This is a genomic window from Streptomyces sp. NPDC050743 (genome assembly GCF_044456925.1).
GTDB lineage: Bacteria > Actinomycetota > Actinomycetes > Streptomycetales > Streptomycetaceae > Streptomyces.
This window is the reverse complement of the sequence record NZ_JBITGJ010000025.1, coordinates 105,831-123,864: the sequence shown is the minus strand read 5'-3', so window position 1 is coordinate 123,864 and position 18,034 is coordinate 105,831. Positions and strand designations below refer to the sequence as shown.

The window sequence follows — 18,034 nt, the reverse complement described above, 5'->3', positions numbered from 1 at the left end:
CCTGGACCCTCGCCCCAGCCACCGACTGACTGCAGGGCGGGCCGCCCCACCACAACGGAACCGCCCAACCTGCAAGATTTTCAGTGCACTTCTAGGGCCGTGTTCGCGGTTACCGCGACCGCCATGGTCAGGGCGGCCATGGGGTGGCCTACGGCGTACAGGGCCGCGGCTCCGCCTCCGAGCACCACCGCCTTGACCGTGAGGACGAGCGGCAGGCCGGGGCGCAGCCGTGCCCTCGGTGCCGCGAACAACGCCCACAGCACGATCGCCGCCAGGGGTGTCCCCAGGCCGAGCAGGACGTGGAGGGCCGCGTCGCCGCCGGCGGTGAATCCCCACCAGCCCAGGCACGCCAGTGCGGCGAGCTCCAGCAGGAACGCCAGGAGCTCGTTGGCGGTGTACCAGCGCCGCTCGTCGAGAACGGCCTGGGCGGAGGGGCCTGTTGACATGGGGTCCTCTCGGTGCGCCGGGGGGCCCAGCATGACAGGGTGGTGACGGGTGGGACGGGTTTTTGCCGGACCGTTGTGGCTCACCGCCCCGCCCCTTCTCGAAAGGCATCGGCATCATGGACGAGCGGCTGCGGCGCACCGGTGACTCGCTGGACGAAGCGGCGGACGTGTTCCAGGAGGTGCGGCCGCGGCTGTTCGGGGTCGCCTACCGCATCCTGGGCAGCGTGTCCGAGGCCGAGGACGTGGTGCAGGACGTGTGGGAGCGCTGGCAAGGCACCGACCGGAGCGCCGTGCAGGATCCCGGGGCGTTCCTGGCGACGATCGCCACCCGGCTGGCCATCAACGTGGCCCAGTCCGCCCGGGTCCGCCGCGAGGCGTACGTGGGGCCGTGGCTGCCGGAGCCCGTGGACACCGGCGTGGATCCGCAGGTCGGCGCGGAGCGCGGCGAGGCGCTGGAGACGGCCGTGCTGCTGGTCCTGCAGAAGCTGAACCCCGTGGAGCGGGCGGCCTACGTGCTGCGGGAGGCATTCGACTACTCGTACGGCGAGATCGCGGACATGCTCCAGCTGAGCCAGGCCAATGCGCGGCAGGTCGTCAGCCGGGCCCGCAAGCGCCTGACCGCCGAGCGCCGGGAACCCGTCGAGGCGGCACAGCACCGGCGGCTGGTCGAGGCCTTCGTCGCCGCCGCGCGGCACGGTGACGTCGCCGCGCTGGAGAGCGTGCTGTCGGCCGACGCCGTCGCCTACGCGGACGGCAACGGCATGCGCGGCGTGGCACGGGTGGCGGTCGTGGGCGCCGAGCGCGTGGCCAGGGTCAGTGCCGTCGCCCACAAGTTCTTCCCCCGCGCCGAGTACGGCGTGGTCGAGGTCAACGGCCGGCCCGGCCTGCTGCTCGTCCAGGACGGGGCCGCCGTCGCCCTGGTGTCCGTCACGGTGGGGCCGGACGGCATCGACGGGCTGTACTGGGTGCTGGCGCCCGAGAAGCTGAGGGCGTACGAGCGGTCCGCACACAGGCCCACGGGACGGTCGCAGGCGTCGTAGCCGTAGCCGCCGCTCAGGCGGCCGGCCGGTCGCGGTGGTCCCGCCGACCGGCCGTGTGCCGCTGTGGACCGCGGCGCCTCGGTCAGTTCCGCTTGAGCCAGTCCTCGTAGCGCGTGGTGGCCAGGTGCGCGGTGTCGTCGCCGGTGAGCACGTCGGGCATGCCCGCGAACGGGCTCGCGGACTCGTCGGTGACGACGGAACGGCCGTCCGGCTTCGCCTCCAGGGTCAGCTCACCGAGCCGGTCGAGCCGGTGCACCTCGGGGCCCGCGATGTTCCGGATGCCGTTCGACGGCTCGCCCTGCGCCGCGTCGGCGACGGCGGCGGCGACGTCGGCGGAGGCCATCGGGCGCAGCCGGTTGGACGGCAGGTGCACCTGCTTGCCCTCCGTGCACATGTCCATCACCGGGGCGATGAACTCGAAGAACTGGGTGGCGCGCACCAGGCTGTAGGGGACTCCGCTGTCGCGCACGGCCTGCTCCTGGGCGACCTTGGCCCGGTAGTAGCCGTAGTCGGGTACCTGGTCGACGCCCACGATGGAGAGCGCGACGTGGTGGCGGACCCCCGCCGCCTTCTCGGCCGCGAACAGGTGCTGCGCCGAGCGAGTGAAGAAGTCCAGGGCCGGCTCGGTGTCGAAGGAGGGGGAGTTCGACACGTCCACGACCACGTCGGCGCCCTTGAGCGCATCCGCCAGGCCCTCGCCGGTGTAGGCGTTGACGCCGGTGGAGGGCGTGGCCGGCACGGCCTCGTGGCCGCCCTTGCGCAGCAGCGCGACCACCTGCGAGCCGATGAGCCCGGTACCTCCGACAACCACGATCCTCATCACTGTCTCCGTTCGCTGGGTACGTCCGTACATCAGCAGGACAGCGCAGCGGCCGGGTTTGTGACAGCCGGGCTCAACCGTCGGGGTGTGGGGGAACGACGGCGCCCCCTGCCTGTGCGGGGCAGGGGGCGCCGTACGACCGGGACGGCCGGTGTCACTTCACCGGCTCGGGCTCCGGCTCGGTCTCGCTCGCCGTCTCGCCGGCCGGGTCGACCGGGGTCTTGACGGAGTCGAGGAGGAGCTGGGCGACGTCCACGACCTGGATGGACTCCTTGGCCTTGCCCTCGTTCTTCTTGCCGTTCACCGAGTCGGTGAGCATGACGAGGCAGAACGGGCAGGCGGTGGAGACGATGTCCGGGTTGAGGGAGAGGGCCTCGTCGACGCGCTCGTTGTTGATGCGCTTGCCGATCCGCTCCTCCATCCACATCCGGGCGCCGCCGGCGCCGCAGCAGAAGCCGCGCTCCTTGTGGCGGTGCATCTCCTCGTTGCGCAGGCCCGGGACCTTGCCGATGATCTCGCGCGGGGGCGTGTAGATCTTGTTGTGGCGGCCCAGGTAGCACGGGTCGTGGTAGGTGATGATGCCCTCGACCGGGGTGACCGGGACCAGCTTGCCCTCGTCGACCAGGTGCTGCAGCAGCTGGGTGTGGTGGATGACCTCGTAGTCGCCGCCGAGCTGCGGGTACTCGTTGCCGATCGTGTTCAGGCAGTGCGGGCAGGTCGCGACGATCTTCTTCGCGGACTTCGGCTTCTTGGTCGACTCGTCCTCGTCGTCCTCACCGAAGGCCATGTTCAGCGCGGCCACGTTCTCCATGCCGAGCTCCTGGAACAGGGGCTCGTTGCCGAGGCGGCGGGCGGAGTCACCGGTGCACTTCTCGTCGCCGCCCATGATCGCGAACTTGACGCCCGCGATGTGCAGCAGCTCGGCGAAGGCCTTGGTGGTCTTCTTGGCGCGGTCCTCCAGGGCGCCGGCGCAGCCGACCCAGTACAGGTACTCGACCTCGGTGAGGTCCTCGATGTCCTTGCCGACGACCGGGACCTCGAAGTCGACCTCCTTGGTCCACTCCAGGCGCTGCTTCTTCGCCAGGCCCCAGGGGTTGCCCTTCTTCTCCAGGTTCTTGAGCATCGTGCCCGCCTCGGACGGGAACGCGGACTCGATCATCACCTGGTAGCGGCGCATGTCGACGATGTGGTCGACGTGCTCGATGTCCACCGGGCACTGCTCGACGCAGGCGCCGCAGGTGGTGCAGGACCACAGGACGTCCGGGTCGATGACGCCGTTCTCCTCGGCGGTGCCGATCAGCGGCCGCTCGGCCTCGGCGAGCGCGGCGGCGGGGACGTCCTTCAGCTGCTCCTCGGACGCCTTCTCCTCGCCCTCCATGGTCTTGCCGCCGCCGGCCAGCAGGTACGGCGCTTTGGCGTGCGCGTGGTCCCGCAGGGACATGATCAGCAGCTTCGGGGAGAGCGGCTTGCCGGTGTTCCAGGCGGGGCACTGCGACTGGCAGCGGCCGCACTCGGTGCAGGTGGAGAAGTCCAGCAGGCCCTTCCAGGAGAACTGCTCGACCTGGGAGACACCGAAGACGTCGTCCTCGCCGGGGTCGGTGAAGTCGATCGGCTTGCCGCCGCTCGTCATCGGCAGCAGGCCGCCGAGGGAGGTCTCACCGGTGGCGTTGCGCTTGAAGAAGATGTTCGGGAACGCCAGGAAGCGGTGCCAGGCCACGCCCATGTCGGTCATCAGCGAGACCGTGATCATCCAGACGAAGGACGTCCCGATCTTGATCATGGCGGTCAGGTAGACCAGGTTCTGCAGCGTGGAGACGCTCAGGCCCTTGAACGCGAGCACCAGGGGGTATGAGGCGAAGTACGCGGCCTCGTAGCCGTGCACGTCGGCGAGGGCGCCCTCCAGGCCGCGCAGGGTCATGATCGCGAGGCCGATGATGAGGATGACGGACTCGACGAAGTACGCCTGGCCGAAGTTGGAGCCCGCGAAGCGGGACTTGCGGCCCGGGTTGCGCGGGTGGCTCAGCTGGCGGATGACGATCAGCGTGAGGATGCCGAGCGTGGTCATCGTGCCGATGAACTCGACGAACAGCTCGTACGGCAGCCAGTGCCCGATGACCGGCAGCGCCCAGTCGGCCTGGAAGAGCTGGCCGAAGGCGTTCACCAGCGTCAGTACGAGCGAGAAGAAGCCGACGGCGACGAACCAGTGCGCGACGCCGACGACGCCCCACCGATTCATCCGGGTGTGGCCGAGGAACTCCCGGATCACCGTGGCGGTGCGGGCGGTCCAGTCGTTGGTCCGGGTACCCGCCGGGACGTCCTGCCCGAGCCGGACGAACCGGTAGATCTGCGCGATGGCGCGGCTGAACAACGCGACGCCGACCACGGCGAGTACCAGCGACACGATGATCGCGGCGAGTTGCATGTGGGGCTCCTCGGGCCTGCGAGGGGTTCTTCGAGGGAAATTATTACTAAGCGGTAACTTATGTAGTCCGTCTGAGACTACCCCCATCTTCCGCCGGGATGCAGCCGGGCGCGGGGTGACGAGCGTCATCCCCAGCTCATCAGATCGTGTTATTCGTACCGAATTGCTACATTCGCCCCTACCTTAGAGCCGTGCTCTACGGGATCGCCGCCGCAACCGCCGCCCTGCTTCTCGCCGCCGTGCTCTCGGCGCTGCTCAGGGTGCCCGCGCTGCGGGCCGGCATCCTCGACCGGCGCCGGCAGCGGCGGCTGCCGCTGCTCGGCGGGCTCGCCGTGGTGGCCGTCACCTGTCTCGTCGCCTGGGTGGGGCAGCGGACCGCGATCGCGCCGCTCGGGGACGGGGTCGACCGGCTGCTGATCGCCGCCGCCGCGGTCGCCGCGCTGGGCCTGGTCGGCGACGTCTGGCGGATCCGCGCGCGCGTGTTCGTCGCCGGTACGGCCGTGGCGGCGGCCTTCGTGGTGCCCTACGAGGAGACGGGCGTGCTGGGCGGGATCCTCGCCGTGGGGTGGATCGTCCTCGCCTCCCTCGCCTTCAAGGGGCTCGATCACGCGGACGGGCTCGCGGGGACCGTCGGGGTCGTCACCGCGTTCGGTGCGGGGGCCTGCGCGGCCGCCGAGCTGATGGACGGGCTCGCGGTCCTGCTGAGCGTCCTCGCCGCCGCCCTCACCGGCTTCCTGATGCACAACTGGCATCCCGCGCGGATCGGCCTCGGCGCCTGCGGCTCGCTGTTCACCGGGTTCCTGCTGTCGTCGTCCCTCGTCTTCACGCGCGGGGGGTACGCGCTCGCGCCGAGCGTGGCGGTGATGTTCTGCCTCAGCGCGGCGGCCCTCGCCGACGCCGTCCTCGTGGTCCTCGCCCGGCGGCTGGCCCGGCGCCCGCTGGTCAGGCGGGGTCCCGACCATCTCGTGCACCGGCTGCGCCCGCTCGGGCTCACCACGCAGGGCTCGGTCGTCCTGCTGGGCGCCGGCTCCTTCTCCTCGGTGCTCGTGGGGGTGCTCGTGCACACCGGGTGGACGGGGGAGGGGGCCGTGGCCTGGGTGGGCGCAGGGGTGCTGCTGGTGGTCGCCGTCCTCCTTCGCATCCCTGTCCAGCAGCCCCGGCGGATGCCGTCGACGCAGGTCAGCGGCCACTTGCGTGTAAGGAACGGATAAGACTTGAGCCCGGCCGACTCAGGTCTGTTGACCCAGCGGTGGCCGTCATGCACACTTGAGCCTGTTCCACTCAAGTCAGCTGGAGGAATCAACCATGGCACGTGCGGTCGGCATCGACCTGGGCACGACTAACTCCGTCGTCAGCGTTCTGGAGGGCGGCGAGCCCACCGTCATCACCAACGCCGAGGGTGCCAGGACCACGCCGTCCGTCGTCGCCTTCGCCAAGAACGGTGAGGTACTCGTCGGCGAGGTCGCCAAGCGCCAGGCGGTCACGAACGTGGACCGGACCATCCGCTCGGTGAAGCGCCACATGGGCACCGACTGGAAGATCCAGCTCGACGGCAAGGACTTCAACCCGCAGCAGATCTCCGCGTTCATCCTGCAGAAGCTGAAGCGGGACGCCGAGGCCTACCTGGGCGAGAAGGTGACCGACGCGGTCATCACCGTCCCTGCCTACTTCAACGACTCCGAGCGTCAGGCGACCAAGGAGGCCGGTGAGATCGCCGGTCTGAACGTCCTGCGCATCGTCAACGAGCCGACCGCCGCCGCGCTGGCCTACGGTCTCGACAAGGACGACCAGACGATCCTCGTCTTCGACCTCGGTGGCGGCACCTTCGACGTGTCCCTGCTGGAGATCGGCGACGGCGTCGTCGAGGTGAAGGCCACCAACGGTGACAACCACCTCGGTGGTGACGACTGGGACCAGCGCGTCGTCGACTACCTGGTCAAGCAGTTCCAGTCCGGCCACGGCGTGGACCTGTCCAAGGACAAGATGGCCCTGCAGCGTCTGCGCGAGGCCGCCGAGAAAGCCAAGATCGAGCTGTCCTCCTCCACCGAGACCTCGATCAACCTGCCCTACATCACCGCGTCCGCCGAGGGCCCGCTGCACCTGGACGAGAAGCTCACCCGGGCCCAGTTCCAGCAGCTGACGGCCGACCTGCTGGAGCGCTGCAAGACGCCGTTCCACAACGTCATCAAGGACGCCGGCATCTCCATCAACGAGATCGACCACGTCGTCCTCGTCGGTGGCTCCACCCGTATGCCCGCCGTCGCCGAGCTCGTCAAGGAGCTGACCGGCGGCAAGGAGGCCAACAAGGGCGTGAACCCGGACGAGGTCGTCGCCATCGGCGCCTCGCTCCAGGCCGGTGTCCTCAAGGGCGAGGTCAAGGACGTCCTGCTGCTCGACGTCACCCCGCTGTCCCTCGGTATCGAGACCAAGGGCGGCATCATGACCAAGCTGATCGAGCGCAACACCACGATCCCGACCAAGCGCTCGGAGATCTTCACCACGGCCGAGGACAACCAGCCGTCGGTGCAGATCCAGGTCTACCAGGGCGAGCGCGAGATCGCCGCGTACAACAAGAAGCTCGGCATGTTCGAGCTGACCGGTCTGCCGCCGGCGCCCCGTGGTGTCCCGCAGATCGAGGTGTCCTTCGACATCGACGCCAACGGCATCATGCACGTGACCGCCAAGGATCTGGGCACGGGCAAGGAGCAGAAGATGACCGTCACCGGCGGCTCCTCGCTGCCGAAGGACGAGGTCGACCGCATGCGCCAGGAGGCCGAGCAGTACGCGGAGGAGGACCACCGCCGCCGCGAGGCCGCCGAGACCCGCAACCAGGGCGAGCAGCTCGTCTACCAGACGGAGAAGTTCCTCAAGGACAACGAGGACAAGGTCCCCGGCGAGGTCAAGACCGAGGTCGAGGCCGCCGTCGAGGAGCTGAAGACCGCGCTCAAGGGCGAGGACACCGCGGAGATCCGCACCGCCACCGAGAAGGTCGCCGCGGTCTCCCAGAAGGTCGGCCAGGCCATGTACGCCGACGCCCAGGCCGCGCAGGCCGCGGGCGGCCCCGAGGGCGCCGCGCAGGGTGGCCGGGCCGCTGACGACGACGTCGTGGACGCAGAGATCGTGGACGACGAGCGCAAGGACGGTGCCGCGTGACGGAGGAGACCCCGGGCTTCGAGGAGAAGCCCGACGTCCCCTCCGGCGCGACCCCCGACGACGCCGAGCCGAAGGCCGCCCCCCAGGAGGGGGCGGCCCCGGCCGGGGACGGAAACGAGAACGCCGGTCTGGTGGCCCAGCTGGACCAGGTGCGCACGGCGCTGAACGAGCGCACGGTGGACCTCCAGCGCCTCCAGGCCGAGTACCAGAACTACCGCCGCCGGGTCGAGCGGGACCGGATCACGGTCAAGGAGATCGCCGTGGCGAACCTCCTGACCGAGCTCCTGCCCGTGCTCGACGACATCGGCCGCGCGCGGGAACACGGCGAACTGGTCGGCGGCTTCAAGTCGGTGGCCGAGTCGCTGGAGACCGTCGCGGCCAAGATGGGCCTGCAGCAGTTCGGCAAGGAGGGCGAGCCCTTCGACCCGATCATCCACGAGGCCCTGATGCACAGTTACGCGCCGGACGTCACCGAGACGACCTGCGTGGCGATCCTGCAGCCCGGGTATCGCATCGGCGAGCGCACCATCCGCCCCGCGCGGGTGGCCGTCGCCGAACCGCAGCCCGGCGCGCAGACCGTCAAGGCCGAGGGCGCCGAAGACAAGGCGTCCGAGGCGCAGCAGGCCGAAGCCGCCGATGGCAAGGAGAACGGTGGCCCGGACGAGGGCTGACGTGAGGACACTCAAGGGGAAGGAGGGGCGTCGGGGATGAGCACCAAGGACTTCATCGAGAAGGACTACTACAAGGTCCTCGGCGTCCCCAAGGACGCCACCGAGGCCGAGATCAAGAAGGCGTACCGGAAGCTCGCCCGCGAGTTCCACCCGGACGCCAACAAGGGCAACGTCAAGGCCGAGGAGCGCTTCAAGGAGATCTCCGAGGCGAACGACGTCCTCGGCGACCCCAAGAAGCGCAAGGAGTACGACGAGGCTCGCGCCCTGTTCGGCAACGGCGGCTTCCGCCCCGGGCCGGGCGCCGGCGGCTCCTTCAACTTCGACCTGGGCGACCTCTTCGGAGGCGGCGGGACCACCACCCAGGGCGGAGGCTTCGGGGGTGGACTCGGTGACGTCTTCGGGGGCCTGTTCAACCGCGGCGGCGCGGGTACGACCCGTACCCAGCCCCGGCGCGGCCAGGACATCGACACCGAGGTCACGCTGAGCTTCACGGAGGCCATCGAGGGCGCCACGGTGCCCCTGCGGATGTCTTCCCAGGCGCCCTGCAAGGCCTGTTCGGGCACCGGCGACAAGAACGGCACGCCCCGCGTGTGCCCGACCTGCGTCGGCACCGGGCAGGTCGCCCGGGGCTCCGGCGGCGGCTTCTCGCTCACCGATCCCTGCCCCGACTGCAAGGGCCGCGGCCTGATCGCCGAGCACCCCTGCATGGAGTGCAAGGGCAGCGGCCGCGCGAAGTCCTCGCGCACGATGCAGGTCCGCATCCCGGCCGGCGTCACCGACGGGCAGCGGATCCGGCTGCGCGGCAAGGGCGCCCCCGGCGAGCGGGGCGGACCGGCGGGCGACCTGTATGTGGTCGTACACGTCGGCGAGCACCCGGTGTTCGGGCGCAAGGGCGACAACCTCACCGTCACCGTGCCGGTGACGTTCACCGAGGCGGCCCTCGGCGGCGAGGTTCGGGTACCGACCCTCGGCGGCCCGGCCGTCACCCTGAAACTGCCGCCCGGCACGCCCAACGGCCGCACCATGCGCGCCCGGGGCAAGGGCGCGGTCCGCAAGGACGGCAGCCGCGGCGACCTGTTGGTCACCGTCGAGGTGCGTGTTCCCAAGGACCTGTCGGGGAAGGCTCGTGACGCGCTCGAGGCGTATCGCGAGGCGACCGCGGGCGAGGACCCGCGGGCGGAGCTGTTCGAGGCCGCGAAGGGAGACTGAGAGTGATGGACGGCCGTCGACGTAACCCGTATGAACTGACCGAGGAGACCCCGGTCTACGTCATCTCGGTGGCGGCCCAGCTCTCCGGACTCCACCCGCAGACGCTGCGCCAGTACGACCGCCTGGGCCTGGTCTCCCCCGACCGCACCGCGGGCCGGGGCCGGCGCTACTCGGCCCGCGACATCGAACTGCTCCGCCAGGTGCAGCAGTTGTCGCAGGACGAGGGCATCAACCTGGCCGGCATCAAGCGCATCATCGAACTGGAGAACCAGGTCGCCGCCCTGCAGTCCCGTGTCGTGGAACTGGAGGCGGCCCTGGACGGCGCGGCGGCCGCGATGCAGCAGCGCGAGGCCGCCGTCCACGCCTCCTACCGCCGCGACCTGGTCCCGTACCAGGAGGTCCAGCAGACCAGCGCGCTGGTGGTGTGGCGGCCGAAGCGGCAGCAGGCCTCGGACTGACCCGCGTGTCTGTGGGAAAGGGGCCCGGAATCGATTCCGGGCCCCTTTCACGTGTTCGGGTCTCCCGTGCTCACGGGAGCAGGATCGCGTAGTCCGCCCCCGGCGCCGACTCGGTGCCGTCCGCGTACAGCGCCGTCACCCAGTAGTACTGGGTGGTGCCGCCCGCGGCGCCGGTGTCCTGGTAGGACGTCTCCGTGGTGGCCGCCAGCTTCTCGTAGGCGTGGGTGTCGGCGTTCCAGCGGTAGACCTGGTAGCCGGTGGCGTCGGCCACCGTGTTCCAGCTCAGCCCGACGACGCCCTTTCCCGCGGAGGCGTCCAGGCCGACCGGCGAGCCCTCCGGGGTCGGCACGCTCGGGGTGGTGTCCCGCTCGGTCGCGACCACGATGTTCGGGGAACGCGTCCACTCGAAGTGGGAGTTCCAGTCGTCGTCCACCGCGTCGACGAACAGGCAGCGCTCCTCGCCGTCCGGGAGGGTGGCGTAGTCGTAGGACGTGGTGTCGGTGAACAGCCACTCCACCTGGTGGACCGAGCAGACCTTCTCCTCGTCGTCGCCGATGAGTTCGCCGGCGTAGACGACGTAGCGGGCGAGATCGGGCGTCGGGTTGGCGTCCCACTGGAGGTGAAAGCCGTAGCCGGTCGGGGTGACCGTCAGCCCGGTGACGGCGGACGGCGGGGTCTCGTCCCAGTGCACCCCGCTGACCGTGGCCGACCGCCCGGACTCGTTGCCGGCGGCGTCGACGGCCGTGACACGGTAGTAGTACCGCGTGCCCTCGGTGGCGGACGCGTCGAGGTAGGACGGCTGGTCGACGGTGGCGACGCGGGTGTAGGCGCCGTCGGTGCTCGCGGCGCGGTAGACACGGTAGGAGTCCGCGTCCGCGAGCGCGTCCCACGCGATGCTCACCCCCTTGCCGCCGCTGCCGGCCGTCACCCCCGAGGGGACGGCGGGCGGGGTGCGGTCGGCGGTGGTCACGCCCTGGTCCGCCGTGCCCGCGGACTCGTTGCCCGCCTTGTCGTAGGCGCGGACCTCGTAGTAGTACGTGGCGCCGGTCTTCGGCAGGGTGGTGTCGGTGTACGTGGTGGAGGTGGTCGTGGCCAGCGGCCTGTCGGGGTACGAGGTGCCCTTCAGCCGCCGGTAGACGCGGTAACCGGCGAGGTCCATCTCGGCGTTCTTCGCCCAGTTGATCCCGGCCTTGTAGGTCGAGGAGTCGTATCCGACCGAAGTCCCGGTAGGCACCAGGGGTTTGACCTTGTCGACGGTGGCGGAGGTGCGCGGGGTGTAGGCGAACTCGACGCTCGCGGTGCCGGTCCAGTTGACGTGGTCGACGCGCAGGGTGTGTCTGCCGGACGGGACGGTGAGGTTGATGGTCTTGGCGCGGGCGCCCGAGGTGTTCGACCACAGGTCCACCTTGCGGACGCCGTCCAGGTAGACGCGGATGCCGTCGGTCCCGGAGACGGCGAACGCGAAGGGCCCGCCGGAGCCGAAGTCACGGGTGACGGTCCAGCGGACGCCGAAGTTGTCCTTCGGCAGCCCGGTGGCGGGCGCGCCGGTCCAGTTCTGGTCGATGACGGGGTCGCAGTCCGTCTTCTTCGGCGTGCCGGAGAACGTGGTGTTCGCGTAGAACGTCCTCTTGTACACCGGTGAGCTGCACGTCACCGTGGCGGAGGCGGGCGTGGCGACCGCGCTCAGCAGAGCGCCGGCGGTGGCGAGCACGACGGCCGTGGCGGTCGCGCGTCTGGCTGGGTTCATTCGGTCCTCTGGTCGAGTCGGGGAAGCGGCGCACGGCCGCCGATGATCACGACTCGCGGGGACCCGGGTTGGTTGTGCCGATCTTTACCGGTCCATGAACTCCCGTTGAATGGAGGGTCCGTAAAGAGAATTTGGAGGCGATTCCGCTCCTCCTTCACAGGGTCAGCCGAGCGTGGTGTTGCGGACTCGTTAAGTAGTTCCGCTTGACGTCGGGTGTGGCCTCCGCGTTGTCTTTTCAGACACCTGGGTCGTATAGCAGGCCTACGTCCGGAACGCACCTGAAGTGAGCCCTCGAATGCGTCGAATCGCCATATCCGTGGCCGTGTCCACGATGACCCTCTCGCTTGCCGGCTGTGGCGTGCTGGGAGCGACGGGGGACGGCGCGAGCGCGAGCCCGAGCAAGGGCAACGACATCACCGTGGGCCTGTTGCTGCCGGAGAAGGCGAACACCCGTTACGACAAGTTCGACTACCCCATCATCAAGGACAAGGTGGCCGAACTCACCCGTAAGCAGGGCAGGGTCGAGTACGACAACGCCGACGCGGACGCCTCCCGGCAGGCCTCGCAGATGCAGAAGATGATCGACGAGAAGGTCGACATCATCATGCTCGACGCGGTCGACTCGCACGCCATCGCGCCCGAGGTGAAGAAGGCCAAGGACGCGGGCATCCCGGTCATCGCCTACGACCGTCTCGCCGAGGGCCCGATCGACGCCTACGTCTCCTTCGACAACGAGCTCGTCGGCGAGGTGCAGGGCCGCACCCTGCTGGAGGCCCTCGGGTCGGGCGCCGACAGCTCCGGCAAGATCGTCATGGTGAACGGCTCGCCGACCGACCCGAACGCCAAGCAGTTCAAGCAGGGCGCGCTCTCCGAGCTGAACGGCCATGCGCAGATCGCGGCGACGTACGACACCACGGACTGGAAGCCGGAGCTCGCCGAGACCGAGATGACCAGGGCCATCAGCGCGATCGGCAAGAGCAACATCGCCGGTGTCTACGCCGCCAACGACGGCATGGCGGGCGGTGTCATCAAGGCCCTGAAGGCGGCCGGCGTCACGAACCTGCCCCCGGTCACCGGCCAGGACGCCGAACTCGACGCGGTGCAGCGGATCGTGGCCGGCGAGCAGTACATGAGCGTCTACAAGGCCTACCCGGACGAGGCCCAGGCCGCCGCGCAGATGGCCGTCGCCAAGGTGCAGGGCAAGGACATCCAGTTCGACGCGCTCACCCAGGACAAGGTCGACAGCCCGACCGACAAGAACATCCCCTCGAAGCTGATCCAGCCGGTCGCCCTGACCAAGAGCAACATCAAGTCCACGGTCATCGCGGACGGCATCTACACCGTGGGCGACATCTGCACCGCCCAGTACAAGGCGGCCTGCGCGGCGAGCCACCTGAAGTAGGGGCGTCCCTCCCCGCGCCCCTGACGGGGCGCGGGGCTTTTCCCGGGGAGCGCCCCCGCACCGCGTCACCCCCGTGAACGCGGTGCGACGGCCCGGCGGCTCTCCCGGCGGAGCGTCCCGCTCCGGGGTGTCCGGTGATCCGGTGACACCCGGGGGAGACGTGACCAACGATGCCCTGACGCAGTCCGCCCCACCACCATCAGCTTGTTGCAATGCGAGGGGCGGAGCCTGGCATATACCCGGACATAACAGCGCTTTACGACAGCCCTGTTGAGGTGAGCCGTGTTGCGGACCCGGTCGGCGCCCGCGCATAGTTGCGCTGCGGAAGTGACAGCACACCGGGGGTGAAATGGGCGATGGCCGGGCGCGGGGCGGAGCAGCATCCACACGGCGCCGACCGCCTGTGCGCGGCCGGCGACCGGGTCTATTCCCGGGCCGTACGCCGGGGGCGCGTGCCGCGCACTGATGCAGAGGCGGTGCCCTGCCTGCTGGAACTGGCCCTGCTGCACCCGGACCCCGACGACATGGACTGGCTGGTGCCGACCTCCCCGCAGGAGGTCATGACCAGGCTGCTGCGCGGGGTCTACGACGAGGTCAGCGCGAGCCAGCGGCGGGTGGGCTCGGCGGTGGCCGCCTTCGAGTGGTACGCGGGACTCGGCCGTCAGCTCGGCGCGCTGGCCGCACCGGCCGAGGGCAGCGCGATCCGGGTGCTGGACGGGCTGTCCCGGATCCAAGCCGCGATGGACGAGGCGACCGAGGCGTGCACGACCGAGGTGCTCACCGTGCAGCCCGGCGGCATCCGCCGGGAGGCCGAGCTGACCGAGGGGCTGCACCGGGCGCTGGCCCTGCGCGGCCGCGGCGTGCGCATGCGCGACCTGTACACGCATGTCGCCCGGCACGGCCAGGGCCTGCTGAACTACCTGGAGCTGATGGGCGACACGGTCGAGGCCCGGACGCTGGACGAGGTGATCGACCGCCTGATCCTCTTCGACCGCACGGTGGCCTTCATCCCGGCGAACGCCGACCGCACGATGGCTCTGGAACTGCGCCACCCGGCCCTGGTGGAGTACCTGGTGACAGTCTTCGAACGCCTCTGGCGCCTGGCCATCCCGCTCACCGCCCCGCTCCCCGACACCGGCATCGAAGGCATCTCGCACCGCGAGCAGTCCATCGCCGCGCTGCTCGCGGAGGGGCACCAGGACGCGGTGATCGCCGAGCGGCTCGGCATCAGCGTGCGCACCTGCCGCGCCCATATCGCCCGGCTCTCGGAGACCCTGGGCGCGGCCAGCCGTACCCAGCTGGGCGTCCGGATCGCCCAGGTCGGCCTGGACGGCCACCGTGGGCCCGGGCTGTCGGCCGGCGCGCTCACGGCTCCTGATCGAGGATCCCCGAGCGTGCGATGAGATAGCCCAGCTGGGCCCGGCTGTCGCTGCCGAGGGTGGCGGCGAGCTTGGCGATGTGCAGCCGGGCGGTGCGGATGTTCATGCCCAGGCGGTCGGCGATGACGGCGTCGGTGTGGCCCTCGACGAGGAGGGCGGCGATGGCGCGCTGGCGGGGCGTGACGCCGTTGACCGACGGTGGCTGCACCGCCTTCGGGAACATCGGCGTGGCCAGCCGCCAGAGCCGGTCGAAGGTCGTGACGAAGTACTTGATCAGCGCCGGGTGGCGGACCTCCAGGGCGAGCTTGCCGTCGTCGTCGGCGGGGAGGAAGGCGACCTTGCGGTCGATGACGATGAGCCGGTCCGGCACCTCGTCGAGGCTGCGCGCCTCGGTGTCGCCGCGTCGGAAGTGCTCCAACGGCCCGTACACCTCCGGCACATGGCGCAGGGTGTGCTGGTAGAGGGTGCGGATGCGGCCGCCGCGGTCCAGCAGGGCCTGATCGCGCCCGAAGGCGGTGTCGCGGGCCGCCTCGCCGCGCGGGCCGGTGAGGCCGGCGTGCGGCTGGATGGTCAGGGACTCCTCGGTGGCGTCCACCATCGCGTCGGAGATGGCCCGGTTGATCTGCTCGGTGCCGCTGAGCAGCCGCAGCATCGCCGGCTCGGTGCCGGTGCCGGGCGTCTGCCCCACGCCGATCCGCAGCAGCGGCTCGAACCGCTCCACCAGCCTGTCCTCGCGCCGCCGTTCCTCGGCGACCCGTGCCGAGGAGGCGCGCAGCAGCCGGTGCAGGGCCGCGGCGGGTGCGACCGGCTCCAGCTGCCCCAGGTCGTCCAGGGCGGGGTGGAGCAGCCCGAAGTCGGTCAGGCACGGCACGTCGGCGGCGTCGCCGACAGGTATCCGCCCCTCCCGCAGGGCCCGCTCGTACAGTTCCTGCCCGGCGGCACACAACTCCTCGATCCCGTGCTCCCGGTGCGTCACCGGCCCACCTCCCCCTGCTGGTCGAGCCCTTGTTCCGTACAGTGACCTTCGCGTTCCGGCGGCGTCAGGGCTCCTGCTTGAGAATCCCCGACTGCGCTATGAGGAAGCCGAGCTGGGCCCGGCTGCCGCTGCCGAGGGCGTTGGCCAGCTTGGCGATGTGGGCCCGGCAGGTCCGCACGTTCATGCCGAGCCGGCGGGCGATGGCCTCGTCGACGTGCCCCTCGACCAGGAGCTTGGCGATGGAGTGCTGGATCTCCGTGATGCCGTCCGGGGCGGTTTCGTAGGGTGCGCCGGTGCTGAGCGGCACCGCGCGGGCCCACATGAACTCGAACACCTTGATCAGGTAGCGCACCAGGCCGGGATGCCGGAGTTCCAGGGCGACCTGCCGGTCGTCGCGGATGGGGATGAAGGCGACGGTCTCGTCACAGATGATGAGCCGCTCCACCAGCTCGTCGATGGTGCGGTACTCGACCTTGCCTTCGGAGAACTGGGACACGTACCCGAGCGTCTCAGGACTGTAGCGGGCCGTGTGCTGGTAGAGGGTCCGGATGCGCACACCGCGTTCGAGGAGCGGACGGTCGCGTTCCAGCCCCTGCACGAGGGTGTGTTCGAGGCGACGGCTGCTGGGCTGCACGGTGAGCACCTCGGAGCGGCACTCGGCCGTCGCCACGTCGAGGGCCGCGTTGATGCGGTCCAGGCCCTCCAGGACGGAAATGGCGTGCGTGGGTGTGGTGCTCTGGGCGCTGAGCGTCATGAACGGTTCGAACGCCTCGGCCAGTTCGACCGACAGCCGCCTGCGTTCGGATATCTCGCGCTCGATCGGGTTGAGCCGCTGGGCCAGGGCGACCGAGGGAGGGGTGGGGCGCAGCCAGTTCGCGTCGTCGGGGTCCGGGTGCAGGAGGGCGAACTCCATGAGGCAGGGGGCGGCTTCCACATCCGCACGGGCGATGCGTCCCGAGCGCAGCGCCTGCGCGTAGAGGCGGCTACCCTCCTCGCAGAGCTCGGTCATCGCATGGGGATGTGGCACTTTGGTCCGATTTCTTGTCAAATCTCCACCCCCCAGGGTCCTGAACATGCAGGAACATGATGCATCGATCGTGTGGCCATGACGTGCCCAAATGAGACATCGTCTTGTTCGACGGGGGAAGAGGGGACCATCAAGTGAGGACGAAGCCGACTATGCGCAAGAGAATGCTTCGGTCGATGCTTGCCGTTACCTTCTCCGCCGTTGTGGCCATCGGCGCGCTGAGTGGCCTCTCCGGTGGAAAACGTGACGTTGCGGCGGACACTACCTGGGGAGTGGCTCCTCGGACCGTCGCTGTGAGTGCCGACAGCACCGCAACCGCCCATATCGATGGTGCAGACGACACCACCTGGGGCTGACTGATGACTACTCCACCCGACGACCGGTCCTTCCGTCGCGAAATGGCCACGGCCTACCGCTCCGGCTGGCACTTCATCGACCTGGTCACCGCCATCCCCCACAGCGGTGACTCGCTGATGGTGACCGTGTTCGGTGAGCCGGTCGTCGTGACGCGGGACGAGGACGAGGACGTGCGGGCGTACCGGTGCCTGCGCAAGCCGCGTGGCGCGCCCCAGCCGGTGCGGTGCGCCGTCCGGTACGGAATGATCTTTGTGAACCTCGACCAGCGGGACCACCGGCTCGCCGAGCCGACGGACCAGGACCTGAGGACCATCGCCACCCCCCGCAGTGCCTGACGCGATTCCCCCGTCGTAAAAGATCGCTCAGGTACTTCCCCCCGCAGCGGCGTCACCGTGACCTGAACACGGTGACGCCGCTGCAGTTTTTGGGGATATTTCGGGGTATGGGCTCGTTTCCAGGGTGGCCGAAAATGTTCAGTCGCCTGTTCACCCGCGCCCTAGCGTCCGCTCCACCTCGATCTCGATCACCACGCGCGCCGGATTCGGCGAGGGCACCCGCTCGTACCGCTCGGCATAGCGCCGCTCCGCCTCGGCGACCCGCTCCGGCTCCGTCCGCACCCTCGCCCGCCCCTCCAGCGTGGCCCAGCGCCGGCCGTCCACCTGGCACACCGCGACCCGGGCGCCCTCGGGCCCGGCCGCCTGGACGTGTCCGGCCTTCACGCTCGACTTGTTGGTGATCACCCTGGCAAGCCCGGCCTCAGCGTCGTACGTCACCCCCACCGGGACCACGTGCGGACTGCCGTCGGGCCGGAGCGTCGTCAGGGTGCACAGGTGACGTTCCCGCCAGAACTCCAGGTACTGCTCCGAGTGCTTCGCCATGCCCGCAACCTAGTCTCCGCACGGCTTCCTTCCCCACCTTGAGCGGAAT

At 69.9% G+C, this 18,034-nt stretch carries 16 protein-coding genes; 9 read left to right on the top strand and 7 right to left on the bottom strand.

The window, feature by feature from the left end; translation table 11 throughout:
- Nucleotides 1-80 precede the first annotated feature (80 nt).
- Complete coding sequence (locus tag ACIBJF_RS24185; RefSeq protein WP_399176568.1) at nt 81-446, bottom strand: YrdB family protein; 366 nt, start codon at nt 444-446, stop codon at nt 81-83.
- 116 nt (nt 447-562) lie between these two features.
- Here ACIBJF_RS24185 and ACIBJF_RS24180 point away from each other — a divergent pair, with 116 nt between their 5' ends.
- Nucleotides 563-1,486: an RNA polymerase sigma-70 factor gene (locus ACIBJF_RS24180; RefSeq protein ID WP_399176566.1), complete on the top strand. Its 924-nt coding sequence runs from the start codon at nt 563-565 to the stop codon at nt 1,484-1,486.
- 82 nt (nt 1,487-1,568) lie between these two features.
- Here ACIBJF_RS24180 and ACIBJF_RS24175 read toward each other — a convergent pair whose 3' ends face one another.
- Nucleotides 1,569-2,306: an SDR family oxidoreductase gene (locus ACIBJF_RS24175; protein WP_399176564.1), complete on the bottom strand. Its 738-nt coding sequence runs from the start codon at nt 2,304-2,306 to the stop codon at nt 1,569-1,571.
- 154 nt (nt 2,307-2,460) lie between these two features.
- Nucleotides 2,461-4,728, bottom strand: a complete 2,268-nt coding sequence (locus ACIBJF_RS24170; protein WP_399176562.1) for a (Fe-S)-binding protein — start codon at nt 4,726-4,728, stop codon at nt 2,461-2,463.
- Nucleotides 4,729-4,919: 191 nt separating this feature from the next.
- Between ACIBJF_RS24170 and ACIBJF_RS24165 the strand changes: the two genes are divergently transcribed.
- From ACIBJF_RS24165 to ACIBJF_RS24145, 5 genes are all read left to right on the top strand, one after another.
- Entirely contained in the window at nt 4,920-5,939 is a 1,020-nt protein-coding gene (locus ACIBJF_RS24165) for an MraY family glycosyltransferase (protein ID WP_399176560.1), read from the top strand.
- Nucleotides 5,940-6,033: 94 nt separating this feature from the next.
- On the top strand, nt 6,034-7,881 hold the full coding sequence (gene dnaK, locus ACIBJF_RS24160; protein WP_351807502.1) for a molecular chaperone DnaK: 1,848 nt from the start codon (nt 6,034-6,036) through the stop codon (nt 7,879-7,881).
- On the top strand, nt 7,878-8,552 hold the full coding sequence (gene grpE / locus ACIBJF_RS24155; RefSeq protein ID WP_399176558.1) for a nucleotide exchange factor GrpE: 675 nt from the start codon (nt 7,878-7,880) through the stop codon (nt 8,550-8,552). The genes dnaK and grpE overlap by 4 nt, the downstream gene beginning before the upstream one ends.
- A 36-nt stretch (nt 8,553-8,588) precedes the next feature.
- On the top strand, nt 8,589-9,761 hold the full coding sequence (gene dnaJ / locus ACIBJF_RS24150; RefSeq protein WP_399176556.1) for a molecular chaperone DnaJ: 1,173 nt from the start codon (nt 8,589-8,591) through the stop codon (nt 9,759-9,761).
- Between the two features lie 5 nt (nt 9,762-9,766).
- Complete coding sequence (locus tag ACIBJF_RS24145; RefSeq protein ID WP_399176554.1) at nt 9,767-10,219, top strand: heat shock protein transcriptional repressor HspR; 453 nt, start codon at nt 9,767-9,769, stop codon at nt 10,217-10,219.
- A 70-nt stretch (nt 10,220-10,289) separates the two neighbouring features.
- On the opposite strand, the gene ACIBJF_RS24140 is transcribed toward ACIBJF_RS24145, so the two are convergent.
- Complete coding sequence (locus ACIBJF_RS24140) at nt 10,290-11,966, bottom strand: fibronectin type III domain-containing protein (RefSeq protein WP_399176552.1); 1,677 nt, start codon at nt 11,964-11,966, stop codon at nt 10,290-10,292.
- 295 nt (nt 11,967-12,261) lie between these two features.
- Between ACIBJF_RS24140 and ACIBJF_RS24135 the strand changes: the two genes are divergently transcribed.
- Nucleotides 12,262-13,368 carry a sugar ABC transporter substrate-binding protein gene (locus ACIBJF_RS24135; RefSeq protein WP_399176550.1) on the top strand — a complete coding sequence of 369 codons (1,107 nt, stop codon included), beginning with the start codon at nt 12,262-12,264 and terminating at the stop codon, nt 13,366-13,368.
- 356 nt (nt 13,369-13,724) lie between these two features.
- Nucleotides 13,725-14,771: a LuxR C-terminal-related transcriptional regulator gene (locus ACIBJF_RS24130; protein WP_399176548.1), complete on the top strand. Its 1,047-nt coding sequence runs from the start codon at nt 13,725-13,727 to the stop codon at nt 14,769-14,771.
- Here the strand turns inward: ACIBJF_RS24130 and ACIBJF_RS24125 are convergent.
- Both ACIBJF_RS24125 and ACIBJF_RS24120 read right to left on the bottom strand, forming a co-directional pair.
- Nucleotides 14,734-15,723 carry a helix-turn-helix transcriptional regulator gene (locus tag ACIBJF_RS24125; protein ID WP_399176546.1) on the bottom strand — a complete coding sequence of 330 codons (990 nt, stop codon included), beginning with the start codon at nt 15,721-15,723 and terminating at the stop codon, nt 14,734-14,736. The genes ACIBJF_RS24130 and ACIBJF_RS24125 overlap by 38 nt on opposite strands.
- A 64-nt stretch (nt 15,724-15,787) precedes the next feature.
- A complete protein-coding gene (locus ACIBJF_RS24120) occupies nt 15,788-16,732 on the bottom strand; it encodes a helix-turn-helix transcriptional regulator (RefSeq protein WP_399176544.1) in 945 nt (314 codons plus the stop codon).
- Between the two features lie 377 nt (nt 16,733-17,109).
- On the opposite strand from ACIBJF_RS24120, the gene ACIBJF_RS24115 reads away from it, so the two are divergent.
- Complete coding sequence (locus ACIBJF_RS24115; RefSeq protein ID WP_351807511.1) at nt 17,110-17,442, top strand: hypothetical protein; 333 nt, start codon at nt 17,110-17,112, stop codon at nt 17,440-17,442.
- A gap of 150 nt (nt 17,443-17,592) precedes the next feature.
- Here the strand turns inward: ACIBJF_RS24115 and ACIBJF_RS24110 are convergent, their stop codons facing one another.
- Complete coding sequence (locus tag ACIBJF_RS24110) at nt 17,593-17,985, bottom strand: PPOX class F420-dependent oxidoreductase (RefSeq protein ID WP_356300297.1); 393 nt, start codon at nt 17,983-17,985, stop codon at nt 17,593-17,595.
- Between the last annotated feature and the right edge of the window lie 49 nt (nt 17,986-18,034).

What these genes read in the sequence shown, in the direction of transcription:
- ACIBJF_RS24185 (WP_399176568.1), bottom strand. Translation starts at nt 446, where the DNA reads ATGTCAACAGGCCCCTCCGCCCAGGCCGTTCTCGACGAGCGGCGCTGG.
- ACIBJF_RS24180 (WP_399176566.1), top strand. Translation starts at nt 563, where the DNA reads ATGGACGAGCGGCTGCGGCGCACCGGTGACTCGCTGGACGAAGCGGCG.
- ACIBJF_RS24175 (WP_399176564.1), bottom strand. Translation starts at nt 2,306, where the DNA reads ATGAGGATCGTGGTTGTCGGAGGTACCGGGCTCATCGGCTCGCAGGTG.
- ACIBJF_RS24170 (WP_399176562.1), bottom strand. Translation starts at nt 4,728, where the DNA reads ATGCAACTCGCCGCGATCATCGTGTCGCTGGTACTCGCCGTGGTCGGC.
- dnaK (WP_351807502.1), top strand. Translation starts at nt 6,034, where the DNA reads ATGGCACGTGCGGTCGGCATCGACCTGGGCACGACTAACTCCGTCGTC.
- dnaJ (WP_399176556.1), top strand. Translation starts at nt 8,589, where the DNA reads ATGAGCACCAAGGACTTCATCGAGAAGGACTACTACAAGGTCCTCGGC.
- ACIBJF_RS24145 (WP_399176554.1), top strand. Translation starts at nt 9,767, where the DNA reads ATGGACGGCCGTCGACGTAACCCGTATGAACTGACCGAGGAGACCCCG.
- ACIBJF_RS24140 (WP_399176552.1), bottom strand. Translation starts at nt 11,966, where the DNA reads ATGAACCCAGCCAGACGCGCGACCGCCACGGCCGTCGTGCTCGCCACC.
- ACIBJF_RS24135 (WP_399176550.1), top strand. Translation starts at nt 12,262, where the DNA reads ATGCGTCGAATCGCCATATCCGTGGCCGTGTCCACGATGACCCTCTCG.
- ACIBJF_RS24130 (WP_399176548.1), top strand. Translation starts at nt 13,725, where the DNA reads ATGGCCGGGCGCGGGGCGGAGCAGCATCCACACGGCGCCGACCGCCTG.
- ACIBJF_RS24120 (WP_399176544.1), bottom strand. Translation starts at nt 16,732, where the DNA reads ATGACCGAGCTCTGCGAGGAGGGTAGCCGCCTCTACGCGCAGGCGCTG.
- ACIBJF_RS24115 (WP_351807511.1), top strand. Translation starts at nt 17,110, where the DNA reads ATGACTACTCCACCCGACGACCGGTCCTTCCGTCGCGAAATGGCCACG.
- ACIBJF_RS24110 (WP_356300297.1), bottom strand. Translation starts at nt 17,985, where the DNA reads ATGGCGAAGCACTCGGAGCAGTACCTGGAGTTCTGGCGGGAACGTCAC.